Origin of the sequence: Gilliamella sp. Fer1-1, assembly GCF_001690825.1 — a bacterium.
Lineage (GTDB): Bacteria > Pseudomonadota > Gammaproteobacteria > Enterobacterales > Orbaceae > Gilliamella > Gilliamella apicola_C.
Genome location: NZ_LZGX01000092.1, coordinates 34,013 through 49,429 on the forward strand (window position 1 = coordinate 34,013; position 15,417 = coordinate 49,429).

The 15,417-nt window shown below is 36.8% G+C and carries 12 protein-coding genes; 8 read left to right on the plus strand and 4 right to left on the minus strand.

The window, feature by feature from the left end:
- Positions 1-377: 377 nt before the first annotated feature.
- Together A9G28_RS10200 and A9G28_RS10205 are read right to left on the minus strand one after the other, a co-directional pair.
- On the minus strand, positions 378-1,070 hold the full coding sequence (locus tag A9G28_RS10200; RefSeq protein WP_065580605.1) for a hypothetical protein: 693 nt from the start codon (positions 1,068-1,070) through the stop codon (positions 378-380).
- A gap of 146 nt (positions 1,071-1,216) precedes the next feature.
- Entirely contained in the window at positions 1,217-2,104 is an 888-nt protein-coding gene (locus A9G28_RS10205; protein WP_065566702.1) for an SDR family oxidoreductase, read from the minus strand.
- A gap of 876 nt (positions 2,105-2,980) precedes the next feature.
- On the opposite strand from A9G28_RS10205, the gene ilvG reads away from it, so the two are divergent.
- From ilvG to ilvA, 5 genes are all read left to right on the plus strand, one after another.
- Positions 2,981-4,657: an acetolactate synthase 2 catalytic subunit gene (gene ilvG, locus A9G28_RS10210; protein WP_065580606.1), complete on the plus strand. Its 1,677-nt coding sequence runs from the start codon at positions 2,981-2,983 to the stop codon at positions 4,655-4,657.
- Between the two features lie 3 nt (positions 4,658-4,660).
- A complete protein-coding gene (gene ilvM / locus A9G28_RS10215) occupies positions 4,661-4,891 on the plus strand; it encodes an acetolactate synthase 2 small subunit (RefSeq protein WP_081297880.1) in 231 nt (76 codons plus the stop codon).
- 167 nt (positions 4,892-5,058) lie between these two features.
- Positions 5,059-5,988, plus strand: coding sequence for a branched-chain amino acid transaminase (locus A9G28_RS10220; protein WP_065566704.1), 930 nt, complete (start codon positions 5,059-5,061; stop codon positions 5,986-5,988).
- A 117-nt stretch (positions 5,989-6,105) separates the two neighbouring features.
- Complete coding sequence (ilvD, locus tag A9G28_RS10225; protein ID WP_065580607.1) at positions 6,106-7,956, plus strand: dihydroxy-acid dehydratase; 1,851 nt, start codon at positions 6,106-6,108, stop codon at positions 7,954-7,956.
- Position 7,957: 1 nt separating this feature from the next.
- On the plus strand, positions 7,958-9,499 hold the full coding sequence (ilvA, locus tag A9G28_RS10230; RefSeq protein ID WP_065580608.1) for a threonine ammonia-lyase, biosynthetic: 1,542 nt from the start codon (positions 7,958-7,960) through the stop codon (positions 9,497-9,499).
- 168 nt (positions 9,500-9,667) lie between these two features.
- On the opposite strand, the gene A9G28_RS10235 is transcribed toward ilvA, so the two are convergent.
- Positions 9,668-10,567: an endonuclease/exonuclease/phosphatase family protein gene (locus A9G28_RS10235; RefSeq protein ID WP_081301575.1), complete on the minus strand. Its 900-nt coding sequence runs from the start codon at positions 10,565-10,567 to the stop codon at positions 9,668-9,670.
- A 726-nt stretch (positions 10,568-11,293) separates the two neighbouring features.
- On the opposite strand from A9G28_RS10235, the gene A9G28_RS10240 reads away from it, so the two are divergent.
- Positions 11,294-12,169, plus strand: a complete 876-nt coding sequence (locus A9G28_RS10240; RefSeq protein WP_065580609.1) for a hypothetical protein — start codon at positions 11,294-11,296, stop codon at positions 12,167-12,169.
- A gap of 119 nt (positions 12,170-12,288) precedes the next feature.
- Here A9G28_RS10240 and A9G28_RS10245 read toward each other — a convergent pair whose 3' ends face one another.
- On the minus strand, positions 12,289-13,209 hold the full coding sequence (locus A9G28_RS10245; RefSeq protein WP_065580610.1) for an L-lactate dehydrogenase: 921 nt from the start codon (positions 13,207-13,209) through the stop codon (positions 12,289-12,291).
- A 391-nt stretch (positions 13,210-13,600) separates the two neighbouring features.
- Between A9G28_RS10245 and A9G28_RS10250 the strand changes: the two genes are divergently transcribed.
- Positions 13,601-14,521 (plus strand): metal ABC transporter substrate-binding protein, encoded by a 921-nt coding sequence (locus A9G28_RS10250; protein ID WP_065566709.1) that lies wholly within the window; start codon positions 13,601-13,603, stop codon positions 14,519-14,521.
- Positions 14,521-15,411, plus strand: a complete 891-nt coding sequence (locus tag A9G28_RS10255) for a manganese/iron ABC transporter ATP-binding protein (protein WP_065566710.1) — start codon at positions 14,521-14,523, stop codon at positions 15,409-15,411. The genes A9G28_RS10250 and A9G28_RS10255 overlap by 1 nt, the downstream gene beginning before the upstream one ends.
- Positions 15,412-15,417: the final 6 nt, after the last annotated feature.

Sequence of the window (15,417 nt, forward strand, 5' to 3'; positions counted from 1 at the left end):
TTACTGGATTTTTTTATCCTAAAAATAAATTAAATAATAAATCGATACAAGCAGATATAACGCAACAGATGAACTCTCCCATGCATGACTACAAAATGCGATTATTGATAGTTGCTCATATCATCCATAATACTCACTTTTTTGAGTGATTGATTCTTGTCAAAATATTAGACTGTGCTCGTCGCTATAAACGCTATAAATACGTTATTAACATTAAGATAATACTGCTTTTCAACTCTGCCTATAGCCGCCTGTTAGCGCGCTGTTTTTGCTATACCCTGAGTTATCTTGAAATTAGTGAAGAACGTTAAAAAGGGCTTGATTAGCCCTTTTGTGATTAGTCAATTTTTACTATTTTTTATTTAATCAAAGTCTATTTAATCATCTTCACAATCACTTGGTTTTACATCCACTGAAAAAACTTTATCATTATTGATATAGTAATTATGGTTAGCGCCTCGTGGAAAGACTAATCGTAGTGTTTTCATACTTGCACTATCACCACAATAAAACTCAATCAAGTTGTTTTTTACCTCTTTTTGAGTGCTTTCATTTTGTAATGCATCTTTAGTGATATTATTCACATTATATTTATAATTAATAGTATTATTCTCAGCTGATACATCAACTAAAGTAGTACTTGAATCCATTGTGGCCGGTAATTTTGTTTTGATCGCTTTAAGCATTAAATCTTGAGCAACGCCATAATGACCTTCTCTTACCTTATTAAGCATATCATCCTTTTCAGATTTTGTTTGTTCATACAAATCTTGAGCTTTATCACTAACAGCTGAACTAACTTGCTTAACTTGCTCGCTGACTTTTGCACCTAATTGGCTGGCCTTATCACTAACTTGTGAGCTTAATTGTTCAGCTTTCTCTTCAATTTGCGAGCCTAATTTACTAGCTTTATCACTCATTTCACTGCCTAATTGCTCTGCCTTATCACTCATTTCTGAGCCTGTTTGCTCACTTTTTTGTTTAATATCATCAGTTGTTGATTTTGAATTATCACAATTAACTAAAAAAAAGCCTAACATTGCTAACGTAATCACTTTTAAAAGTTTCATTTTATTGCCCTTTTGGTTTTCTATTTTTATATTGGTGACTATAATGATTTTATACATCATAGCCTGTTGATTTTAAATCATAAATCATATCATAGCATTAACTGCAAAAGGACTTAAATCCGCCCTTTTGCAGTAAAAAATATCAATTAATTAATATGCATACCACCTGTAACGCCATAGGTTTCGCCAGTGGTATAACTTGACTCTTCTGATGCTAAATGTACATAAACACCAGCAAGTTCAACTGGCTGACCTGCTCTTTGTAATGGAGTTTGTTGACCAAATTCAGGAATGACATCACTTGGTTGACCACCACAAATTTGTAATGGAGTCCAAACAGGCCCTGGTGCCACGCTATTCACACGAATGCCCTTATGCGCTAATTGCTTAGCTAAACCACGAGTAAAAGCGATAATGGCCGTTTTGGTGGCGGCATAATCTAATAAATTACCACTCGGCTGATAAGCTTGAACAGACGAAGTAGTAATAATTGTTGAACCTGGTTTTAAATAACCCAACGCCGCTTTAGTAACCCAAAAAAGTGAAAACACATTAATTTCAAAGGTTTTCTTAATTTGCTCAGTTGTGAGATCCATAATATCTTCAACCGCAGTTTGCTTACCCGCAACCAAGGTTAAATTATCTAATCCACCTAATTGATGGTGCGCTTCATCAACTAATTTTTTGCAAAAAGCTTCATCGCTTAAATCACCAGGAATTAGCACCGCTTTACGTCCAGATGCTTGAATAACTTTGGCGACTTCTTCTGCATCTTTTTGCTCAATTGGAAGGTAGTTTATTGCCACATCAGCGCCCTCTTTAGCATAAGCAATTGCTGCTGCACGGCCAATACCTGAATCGCCACCAGTAACAAGTATCTTACGTCCCTCTAGGCGCCCGTGACCTTGATAACTTTTTTCACCACAATCTGGAGTTGGGGTCATTTCGCACTGTAAAGCGGGAGCAGTCTGTGTTTGTTTTGGGAAATTAGTATGATGATATTTGGTAAGTGGATTATAGATGTGTTTGCTCATAATTTTCTCCTAAGTTAACCATGTATTTGAAAACAAATTCAATATAACTTAAATAAAATTAATTAATGATCACAAAATCCTATTGCTAAGCATATTTTAATCTTTAAAATACCTAACTAATTCAATAAATTATATTTACCGATAATAAAAAATTAGAATATTTATTTCTTAAAGCTTAATAGTATTTCTCAATATCATTGCCTCAAACTTTTAAACTAAATGCATAACAACTAAATGCATAAAAACTAAATGAATAAAAATTTTAGGCGACTAAATAATAAAAGGTGACTTTCCATGATTGGCTTGGTGGAGTCAATAAAAGCAATAATACCAAAGCCATAAATGCTGCATAATCTTGCACCTGATTAAGTGTAGCAAATTACGATATATTAAGCTAGTGATAACAGGCTTAGTACAGCAAATTATTTTCATTAATAACCAATTGATTTAAATTAAATTATAACGGTTTTATTATAATTAATATCGTAGCAATAGTTAACACCATCAAGAAAATGTTTTTAGCACTTTTACTCTATCGCTGTTTTCAATATTGAAACTTTTTTATCAATTCTTCATTTCATATTACAAATCATATTACAAAAGCTAAAAAAAACTGTTGCACTTTTTTTTAAAACGAGTATTTTGTTAGAAATAGTTTTTAAAAATGACAAAAAAGTTAATTATACAACATTATGAAATTTTCACTCAAACTCGTCCTCATCAACATTATTATTGTCAGCGTGGTCATTATTCCAACGCGGGGGCGTTTTTTGAATTAAAAATATGTTCGTACATAACTCAAAAACCCCCGCTCTCCAAAAGCGGGGGTTTTTTTATGAATAACAACTGAACAAAAAAAGCACAAGTGAGGAATAAATGTTAGGAACACAGTGGATAGTAAAAACCTTAAAAGAAAAAGGCGTAACCACCGTTTTTGGGTATCCTGGTGGACAAATTATGCCTCTTTACGATGCACTTTATGATGGCGGCATTGAGCATGTGCTGTGTCGGCATGAGCAAGGAGCCGCTATGGCCGCCATTGGCTATGCGCGTGCAACTGGAAAAATCGGGGTTTGCATCGCTACATCAGGGCCTGGTGCAACTAACATCATTACAGGTCTTGCTGATGCCTTAATTGATTCAGTTCCTGTTGTTGCTATAACAGGGCAAGTACCGACCAAGTTAATTGGCACCGATGCCTTTCAAGAAGTCGATGTTTTAGGATTATCGCTAGCTTGTACCAAGCACAGTTACTTAATTGACGACGCCAAAGACTTACCAAATACCTTAGAACAGGCGTTTAATTTAGCCTGTTCAGGCAGACCTGGGCCAATATTGATTGATATTCCCAAAGATATACAGCTTGCCAACCTTGACTATCAACAATATTTAACACCATCCTCATTAAAAACCACTCAAGATAAGACTCAACTCTACCCAATCAGGCCTAGTGATATAAAACACGCTAAAGAAATGATTGCCCAAGCCAAAAAGCCAATACTTTACATTGGTGGCGGGGTTGGGCTGTCTGGTGCAATATCTGAGCTAAGAGACTTTATGACATTCACACAAATCCCAAGTGTATCAACCCTAAAAGGACTTGGCGTTGCAGATATTAATAACCCTTATTATTTAGGATTAATTGGTATGCACGGAGCCAAAGCGGCGAACTTAGCGGTGCAAGAGTGCGATTTATTAATTGCTTTAGGCGTTCGATTTGATGACAGGGTGACTGGTAATCTTAATGAATTTGCGCGATATGCTAAAGTGCTTCATATCGATATTGATCAAGCCGAAATCAATAAATTACGCCAAAGTCACTTAGGATTACAAGGGGACATAAAGCAGGTATTACCATTGCTTAATCAAAGCGTATCGATACAAGCTTGGCACCAAAAGATTGAAGAACTAAAAGCTCAACACCCAACTCGTTACGATCATCCTGGTGAGGCTATTTACGCCCCAACATTATTAAAAATGATTTCGGAACGCAAATTGGCCAACACCATTATCACAACAGATGTTGGGCAACACCAAATGTGGACAGCCCAGCATATGCGTTTTAATCATCCACAAAACTTTATTACATCAAGTGGGCTTGGCACAATGGGCTTTGGTTTACCTGCAGCAGTTGGCGCACAAATGGCAAGGCCAACTGATTGTGTGATTTGCGTATCAGGTGATGGATCTTTTATGATGAATGTCCAAGAATTAACCACGATTAAACGTAAAAAATTACCAATAAAAATTGTATTAATTGATAATCAACGCTTAGGCATGGTTCGCCAGTGGCAAGAGTTATTTTTTAACGAAAGATATAGCGAAACCAATTTATCAGACAACCCAGACTTTTTAATGTTAGCCAAAGCGTTTGACATACCGGGGCAAAGTATCAGTAAAAAATCACAAATCAATACAGCGCTTGATAACTTGTTCAATTCAACTGGTGCTTACCTTTTGCATGTATGCATAGATGAATTAGAAAACGTATGGCCTTTAGTACCGCCAGGAGCGGCTAACGAAAACATGTTAGATAAAAGTGGTAAGGAGTAAGTGATGAACGAACAGATGCAACATCAATTGACCATAAAAGCTTATGACAAATTGGGCTCGCTTGAACGTATATTACGGGTGCTCCGTCATCGTGGTGGGCACATTACATCAATGCAAATGCAAACTATTGAAAACAATTTATTGATTCTAACCATCACTCTAACAACTGAAAGATGGCTTTCCACATTACAAAAGCAAGTCGAAAAATTAGAGGATGTAATAGCAATTGAATAAAAGCCATTAAAAATAACTTATTATTAAATAGATAGTTAAATAAATCAAACAAATATTTTAGCCGTTAAATAAACAAAAAAGTATAGTATAATGCTTGACCGTTAAAGCAAAAATACCTAAAGCAAAATACATGCTTAGCAAATAGTAAAATTGAAGAGGAAAACACAATGAGTTCGACAACAAAATCTGATTATATTTGGTTAAATGGTGAGATGGTTCCATGGGCAGATGCCAAAGTGCACGTTATGTCGCATGCCTTACATTATGGCACATCAGTATTTGAAGGTGTTCGTTGTTATAATACACATAAAGGACCTGCAATATTTCGTCATAAAGAACACGCACAAAGATTATTAAATTCAGCCAAAATTTATCGTTTTCCTGTTCCTTATTCACTTGAAGAAATCATGGAAGCGACTCGCCAAGTCATCAAGAAAAACAATTTAGAAAGCGCTTACATTCGCCCTCTTGTGTTTATTGGTGATGTAGGCATGGGCGTTAATCCACCTGCTGGCTATAAAACTGATGTTATGATTGCCGCATTTCCATGGGGCGCCTATTTAGGTGAAGAAGCATTAGATCAAGGTATTGATGCTATGGTATCTTCTTGGAATCGTGTTGCATCAAATACCATTCCAGCTGCTGCTAAAGCAGGTGGTAACTATTTATCATCATTATTAATCGGCTCAGAAGCGCGCGCTAATGGCTTCCAAGAAGGTATTGCATTAGATGTGCATGGTCACTTATCTGAGGGGGCTGGCGAAAATCTATTTATTATTAAAGACGGTATTTTATATACGCCTGTTTTATCGTCTTCAGCGCTACCAGGTATTACGCGCGATGCAGTATTAACGCTAGCACGCGATATTGGTATTGAAGTTCGCGAACAAATACTATCACGTGAATCACTTTATCTAGCCGACGAAGTCTTTATGACAGGTACTGCTGCCGAAATCACACCTGTGCGCAGTGTTGACCGCATTCAAATTGGTATTGGTCGTTGTGGTCCAATTACCAAACAAATTCAACAAGCATTTTTTGGCTTATTTAATGGTAACACTGAAGATAAATACGGTTGGTTAGATCCAATTAAATAAACTATAAAATCAAAATCCGCCAACGTATTTGGCGGATAGCATGTTAACTTGATGATAGATTTTAAAGAACTATAAACCGTTACACACGGTTACTTGCATAAAAATTGGGAGCAAGAAATGCCTAAATATCGTTCAGCAACCTCGATCGAAGGCCGAAATATGGCTGGCGCCCGCGCATTATGGCGTGCAACTGGCGTTAAAAATGAAGACTTTGGTAAACCCATCATTGCGGTGGTTAACTCATTCACACAATTTGTACCTGGGCATGTCCATTTAAAAGATATTGGACAACTGGTCGCCAAGCAAATTGAAGCATCTGGTGGCATTGCCAAAGAATTTAATACTATTGCCGTTGATGATGGTATCGCTATGGGGCATGGTGGGATGCTTTATTCCTTACCATCACGGGAACTGATTGCTGATTCAGTGGAATATATGGTTAATGCACATTGTGCTGATGCCATGATCTGCATTTCAAACTGCGACAAAATCACACCGGGTATGTTAATGGCCTCGCTTCGCTTAAATATTCCAACGGTATTTGTATCAGGTGGACCAATGGAGGCAGGTAAAACCAAATTATCTGACCAAATCATCAAATTAGACTTAGTCGATGCCATGATCCAAAGTGCCAATCCCAATGTTAGCGATGAAGATAGCAAAGCCATTGAAGAATCAGCCTGTCCTACCTGTGGCTCTTGCTCTGGCATGTTTACCGCCAATTCCATGAACTGCTTAACCGAAGCTTTAGGGCTTTCACTACCTGGTAATGGCTCGCTGGTTGCGACACACAAACAACGTGAACAACTCTTTTTAAATGCAGCTAAACGTATTGTTGAAATCACCAAACGTTATTATGAACAAGATGATGAATCTTATCTTCCTCGTTCCATTGCCACCAAAGCCGCATACGAAAACGCCATGTCACTTGATATAGCTATGGGCGGTTCAACGAATACAGTATTACATTTATTGGCAACCGCGCAAGAAGGCGAAATTGACTTTACCATGTCTGACATTGACAGACTATCACGCAAAGTCCCTCACTTATGTAAAGTGGCACCAAGCACGCAATTATATCATATGGAAGATGTGCACCGTGCGGGTGGCGTTGTAGCTATTATGTCAGAATTAAACAAAGCGGGGTTACTCAACCGTAATGTTCATAATGTACTTGGGCTTTCGTTAGAGGAAACTTTTGCTAAATATGACATTACACAAACCACTGATGAATCCATAAAAAAAATGTATCGTAGTGGACCTGCTGGCATTCGAACCACCAAAGCATTTTCACAAGATTGCTACTGGGATACGCTTGATGATGATCGCCAAAATGGTTGCATTCGTAACAAAGCACATGCCTATAGCCAAGATGGCGGGCTTGCCACACTCTATGGTAACGTTGCGCTTGATGGCGCTATTGTAAAAACCGCAGGGGTTGCCGCTGAAAATCTCGTTTTTAAAGGACCAGCAAAAGTGTTTGAAAGCCAAGAAGACGCCGTCGATGCGATTTTAGGTGGCAAAGTCGTGGCTGGTGATGTGGTTGTCATTATTTACGAAGGTCCAAAAGGGGGACCTGGTATGCAAGAAATGCTCTATCCAACAAGCTACTTAAAATCAATGGGGCTTGGCAAATCCTGTGCACTAATTACCGATGGCAGATTTTCGGGTGGTTCATCGGGCTTATCCATTGGTCATATCTCGCCAGAAGCGGCAAATGGTGGATTAATCGGTCTGGTACGAAATGGCGACATGATTGATATTGATATCCCAAATCGCAAATTAGTATTAGATGTGCCTGCTGATGAACTTGAGCGCCGTCGCGTAGCCGAACTTGCCCGTGGCGACAAAGCCTTTACTCCGCATAACCGCAATCGCTATGTATCATACGCGCTTAAAGCTTACGCCAGTTTAGCAACAAGTGCCGATAAAGGCGCCGTTCGTGATAAAAGCAAACTAGGGGGTTAATATGAAACAACACAACAACAAGCTCACTGGTGCCGATTATTTAAAAGCAACACTATGTAGCGCCGTATACGATGTGGCCGATGTTACACCTCTTGAAAAAATGGAAAAAATCTCAACCAGATTAAAAAACCAAATTTTTGTAAAACGAGAAGATCGTCAATTAGTCCATAGTTTTAAAATTCGTGGCGCCCAAGCCATGATAGCTAGCCTGAGCGAAGAAGAACGCCAATGTGGTGTTATTGCTGCATCAGCGGGTAATCATGCTCAAGGTGTTGCATTTTCGGCAAGTAAGCTAGGTATAAATTCATTAATCGTAATGCCATTAACCACCGCCGATATAAAAGTCGAGGCCGTTAAAAGTTTTGGTGGTGAAGTGCTCCTTTATGGTGCCAATTTTGACGAAGCCAAGGCCAAAGCCATGGAGCTTGCCAAACAACAAAATCGCATTTTTATTCCACCATTTGATCATCCACTGGTCATTGCAGGACAAGGCAGTATTGCCATGGAGTTATTACAACAAAATGCTAAACTTGATCGCATCTTTGTACCTGTTGGCGGTGGAGGGCTTGCTGCTGGTATTGCGGTATTAATTAAACAGATCATGCCAACAATAAAAGTCATCGCCGTTGAGCCAGCCGACGCTGCTTGCTTAAAGGCCGCACTTGATGCAGGTAAGCCAGTTGATTTAAGCCGTGTTGGGCTATTTGCTGAAGGTGTCGCTGTTAAACGAATTGGCGATGAAACATTTAGACTTTGCCAACAATATATTGATGACATCATCACCGTTGATAGCGATGAAATTTGCGCTGCTGTTAAAGACTTATTTGATGACGTGCGGGCAATCGCTGAGCCCTCTGGCGCTGTGGCTCTTGCTGGTTTAAAAAAATATGTAGATCAACATAACATCTGCGGTGAAAACCTTGCGCATATACTATCTGGCGCTAATTTAAACTTCCACAATTTACGTTATGTATCAGAGCGTTGTGAGCTAGGTGAAAAACGTGAAGCACTTTTCGCCGTCACCATTCCCGAAAAGAAAGGCAGTTTTTTAAAATTTTGCCAATTACTAGGCGGGCGGGCGGTAACCGAATTTAATTACCGCTATCACGATGACCAATCAGCTTGTGTTTTTGTTGGGGTTAAAATTGCCCAAAGCAATGAAAAGGACGAAATCATACAAGAATTAACTGCAGCAAATTATGCCGTTGTAGATTTAACCGAAGATGAGATGGCAAAACTGCATGTGCGCTACATGATTGGCGGCAAACCTTGCAAGCCTATTCAAGAGCAAGTTTATAGTTTTGAATTTCCAGAATCACAAGGTGCATTACTTAAATTCTTACAAATGCTAGGTACCAATTGGAATATCTCAATGTTCCATTATCGTAGCCATGGCACCGATTACGGACGTGTGCTTGCTGCATTCGAAATCGACGAATCAACCATTAATCAGTTCAATCAACACCTAGCCGAGTTGGGTTATGGCTTTCACAACGAAACGCATAATCCATCACTTAAGCTATTTTTGATCAATCAAAATTAAAATCAATAATCACTATCCCCCATCAGGTCGGATAGTGATTTAGCCAAAATTATTCGCTAAAATAAAGGTAAAACAACTAAACTCATTATCGTTCAAACGTAAAAATAAGGTAGCTAAAAACGACACTATATTAAAAAGCTTTATGTTAATGTTAAGATTAATATAAAACTAATTATTTTTTATAATCATTTGTACTGGGTAGTGATCAGAATAGTTATCGGTAAACTCATCTTTTAACACTTTTACATCCATGACATCATTTTTAAGCATTGGTGAAATATAAATATAATCATAGCGTAATGGTGTTGATGCTTGATCGTAAAACACTTTAGTTGGCGCGGTAGCAACAAAATTTTTATTTTTTAACTTCAAAGCATCAATAAACCCAGCATCTAAAAGATTTTGCTGCACGGTATAACTTAACTGACCATCAACTAAATTTTCTAAAATTGGGCGCTTTTTTTGTTTTTCTTTTATATCTTCAAGCAAATTACTTTTGTCATATTCGGTTTTATCCGCAGGTGAAAACGAATTTAAATCGCCCGCTATAATCCACTTGCCATTAGGATCATGGCTATATTTTATTGAATCAATAATAAGATTTATTTCATCTATTCTTTTCGCTGTCCAAAATGGGTTCATATGCGTAACAACAAAATGATATTTGCCAATATCGGCATACAAAGCACCATGCCACATATTATCAATCACTTTATTTACATGAATAATTGGATATTTTGATGTAATTGCAACAGGGAAAAATGCAGCATCATCGGGGGATTCTTTCAATAATACGGCATATTTATGCCCATAACTGGCAGCGAATTTCTCAAGCTTTTCACGAGTAAAAAAATTCATTTCTTGCCAAGCAATAATATCGGCATCTTGTGCTTTTGCCCATTGAATAAACTTTTGTTTTCCTTCTGATTGATCTAATTGCATGCCATTATAGGCATTATAGCTAATCATCTTTAATTGTTTTACATCATCAAGTGCAGCAAAAGCCGTTGAAGTACTGAGCATTATACCACTTATAATCGCGGCAAATTTTAATTTACTTTTATTCATAATAATATCCCTTTCTTTTCTTTATCTATTCAATAGATATTATATTGATTTAGCATCCAGCAAATCTTTTTTTATAATTTATGTGATATGGGTCAATAATTTATCGAATTATTGTTATATAGTGGCTTTTTACTTGCTTAATGTTAATTAATAGCGCCACTATTTTTTGCTAAGGTTTATAAAGGTTAGACGCTTTAGAAATAAGCACATTTTTGCATTCAAAAACAGGTCAGAAAACCCATTGATTTTATTGAAGTTTTTCTTGGTGTTTTTAGCGTAATTTTTAGCTATAGAAATAAAACTAACCTATTGATTAAAAATCGCTTTTATTGCTATTACAAAAACATTTAACTGGAAGAGCATAATTCAATCGCCACCTGACTACAGGACGCTTTACTTGTTTGACTTAAATTCACTTTATATTACTTTTGGCAAAGTTAGGGTATTTTATCAATACCCAACGTTAGGGTTAGACACATAGGAAATACCCATTGCCATCATTCCAGCGAGAATCAACACGACTTTCCGCTAGGCTTACCATTATATGCCCGCTTACATTGAAAACGCCACTTGCCCAATGCCAATCAATGGTTATACGTTATACATTGCTTGCAATTGCTTTTATTAACGCTATATTATGCAACTCATTAATATAATCAATATTAAAATAAGAAAAACCGTGTAATATCCTGCCGGTAAAAAAATTAACTTGGAAAACCGTTTGCCATGCAAAAATTAATATTGTTATTAGCACTATTGTTATTTAACTGGTTTAATGCTCATTATTCTTTAGCTGATACCCAAAAAGCATCATCTCAATATAAACATAGAGAGCACTTTGATACTTTTGATGATTTTTACCAAAGTTTACCCATCTTAACCTTACCATTTGATACTCATGCTCTGGCGAAAGGTAAATTTGTAGATAGCAAGTTTTTTCATTTTAATGACGAAGATTATCGTTATTATGATAATCCTTCTGATAAGGAACGGCGTTATTTTACTTTAGAAAAGCTTACCGCTATTGGACGCTTTGAAATTGATAATATTCGATTTGTGATCTATCACTTTACCTTTGATAGCGAAGGTGAAGGAATTATGGAAGATTTGACTATATTAAATGCTTTTGATGAAAATGGAAAATATTTAGATGAGCTTATTTTAACTGGGAAAACTGGGCATGAAGATCATATGTTTTTGTATTCGGCTTTAGCTCTCGATAATTTATTTCACGTTCATATTAAGGCAGATTATGAGCTAGGGTATTTTATTGATGTCACTGATAATCATTATGATTATACAACAAATGTTGATTTAACTTACCAATTTAAAAATAATCAATTTTGGTTAAAAGAACATGAGCCGAACTGTCAAACACTTAATCTTAATAACTATTTAAATCAGCTTAACAAAAAGCAGTTTGCTGATGTTACCGATGTGATAGCTTTTAATAATTATATTGCTTGCTATCCCGTATCAGAAAATCTTCAAATATATAAAAAGATAGCTGATTATATCAGTGGCACTCGTGACCACTTTTTAAGTAACGCAGAATATTATCAGCTAAAAGATAGACTTAAAATCATTTTGGATGATAAGTGATCCTAACTAGGTTAGAATATTATGATGATCAATATGATTGACATCATCCCCCCTTTCTAAAGGAAGAAAATGCCAAATATGACGGTTTACTGCATGTAGTAAACCGTTTTTACGATTCGTTATTTAATTTGTTCAATATACCCTTTTACAATATTGATACTTTTTTCAAAGAGTTGTTTTTCGTTGTCAGTAAAATCAAGTTCAATGACTTTTTTTATTCCATGCTGATCTAAAATAGCTGGTACACCGATAGCGACATTTTTATAACCATATTCCCCATTTAAAACACAGCTAAGCGCTAAGGCACGGTGGCTATTAGTGAATATGTGCTGGCAAATTTCGGTGATGGTGCTAGCAATACCATATTCAGTACAGTGCTTTCGGCTAGCAATTTCAAACCCCATTTTTCTTGCTTGCGTTCCTATTGCTGCAAAATCAATTTTATTTTTTTCTAGATGATTAAGGTTTATTCCATAAACGGATGAATGTGACCAGACCGGAAATTGTGAATCACCATGTTCACCAACAATAAATGCGTCGATGCTTTGCGGACCAATATCCATTTGTTCGCCCAATAAGCGACGCAATCGCACCGTATCAAGCCACACCCCAGTGCCAATCACGCGGTGGCGTGGTAAGCCAGAGAGTTGCCAAACTTGATAGGTTATGGCATCACAAGGGTTAGTCGCAATGACAAAAATACCTTTAAAGCCGTTTTTCATCATATTAGGCACGATACTGGCAACAATTTTGGAGGTGCCCGCAAGCTCTTCGGATCGACTTTTTTGCGCAATGCCTGATGTAACAGTAATAATTGCGATATCAATATCAGCACAATCCGTTGATTCACGCAAACTCACTTTAACCATATTTTGCCGATAAGCCGCAGCATCTAACAAATCTTGCGCATGCCCATAGGCTAACTCTTTATTGAGATCAACAAGCGCAATTTCTTCACAAATGCCTCGGTTAACAAAGGTATAAGCAGTGGTTGACCCCACATTCCCCACACCGATAATCATCACTTTACGTAATTTCATACTAACCCCTCGCTTGATTTTAAAAATAAGGTAAGGTATAACAATAAAGATTCTTTTAATAATATACCTTTCGATATGTTCAATAAAGCAACATTGTTGTGATTTAACCAATTATATCTTTTGCTCTAGCTATTATTTAAATAGATGGAAGTATCTACTATTTAATTAAGTTTTATATAGAATGAACGAGTAATATAGCTCTATTAGTAATCAATGACGATAAGTAATGTGGATTTTTTAAAAATTTGACTTCCATTTGTTAATGATAATAATTATCATTAATGTTTGTTTTGTAATACAACTAATTCAAATACTAAAAATGCTCTTGATTTACGAATCACTTTTACAAAATTAGACAATTTTATTATTTGTTAATCCCAAGGAGTCGCTAATGAAGTTCAAATTATCTAAAAAACAGACAACATTATTAAAGGTTGTTTTAACTTCATTTATCGCTTTGCTCACTCTGTCTAAATCGGCTCACGCAGAAGAAAAAAAATTCAAAGCGGTTACCACTTTTACTGTGATTCAAGATATCGCGCAAAATATCGCTGGGGATGCAGCTATAGTTGAATCTATTACCAAAGTAGGGGCTGAAATCCATGAATACGATCCCACACCTCAAGATATTACCAAAGTGCTTTCAGCCGATTTAGTTTTATGGAATGGGCTAAATTTAGAACTATGGTTTAAGCGTTTTTTTGAAGATGTAAAACATGTTCCGTCAGTTATCGTCACTGAGGGCATTGAGCCCATGCCAATTCAAGAAGGTAGTTATAAAGGGAATCCAAACCCTCATGCTTGGATGTCACCGACGCTTGCATTAACCTATATTGAAAATATTCGTGCTGCGTTTGTTAAATATGATCCTAAAAATGCAGAAATTTATAATAAAAATGCTGCTGATTATATTGCCAAAATTAAAGCACTTGATGCCCCACTGCGTGAACGTTTAGCGAAGATCCCTGAAAGCAAACGTTGGTTAGTGACAAGCGAAGGCGCGTTTAGTTACTTAGCCAGAGATTATCATTTAAAAGAGGCTTACTTATGGCCAATTAATGCAGAACAACAAGGCACACCAAAGCAAGTTAAAAACCTGATCGATCTTGTACGAAAAAATAGTATTCCTGTTATATTTAGTGAAAGCACCATTTCCGACAAACCCGCCAAACAAGTGAGTAAAGAGACTGGCGCTAAATATGGTGGAGTTTTATATGTTGATTCACTTTCCACACAAAATGGTCCCGTGCCAACTTATATTGATTTGTTAAAAGTGACTGTTGAAACTATCGCTAAAGGATTCGAACAATAATGACTCAAATTTGCTTAAATGTTGATGATATCACCGTGACTTATAATAATGGTCACACCGCAATTTATGATGCCAGTTTTTGCTTAAATGGCGGTACTATCTGTGCTTTAGTCGGCGTTAATGGTAGTGGCAAGTCGACTTTATTTAAGAGTATTATGGGAATGGTTCGCCCAACCCGAGGTAAGGTAACTTTTAATGATATCCCCGTAAAACAAGCCTTAAAGCAAAATATTATTGCCTATGTGCCACAAACAGAAGAAGTCGATTGGGATTTTCCTGTGTTAGTTTCTGACGTGGTGATGATGGGGCGATACGGCCATATGTCTTTTTTACGTATTCCAAGTAAAGAAGACAAAAAGCAAGTCAATATGGCACTTGAAAAAGTTAATATGTTGGATTTTAAACATCGGCAAATTGGCGAACTTTCTGGCGGACAAAAAAAACGGGTTTTTTTAGCGCGCGCCTTAGCGCAACAAGGCAAAGTACTATTGCTAGACGAGCCTTTTACTGGCGTTGATGTTAAAACTGAAAATGCCATTATTGATCTTTTGAAAGATCTGCGTAAAGAAGGTCATTTAATTTTAGTTTCAACCCATAACTTAGGTAGTGTGCCTGATTTTTGTGATCAAGTCGTATTAATTAACCAAACTGTTTTGGCTTTTGGTCCAACGAAAACGACGTTTACACCACAAAATTTAATGACTACTTTTGGTGGTGCATTGCGTTATCTTAGCTTATCTGGCGATAAATTGCATGAGGATGAAGATCCTCGTAAAGTATCAATACTAACTGATGATGAACGTGCCGCAATTTTTTATGGGGAAGGAAAACACGACTCACCTCATCGAAATTTGCTGGTTGATCATACCCAAAACAGATCAAAAAGGTAACATAAA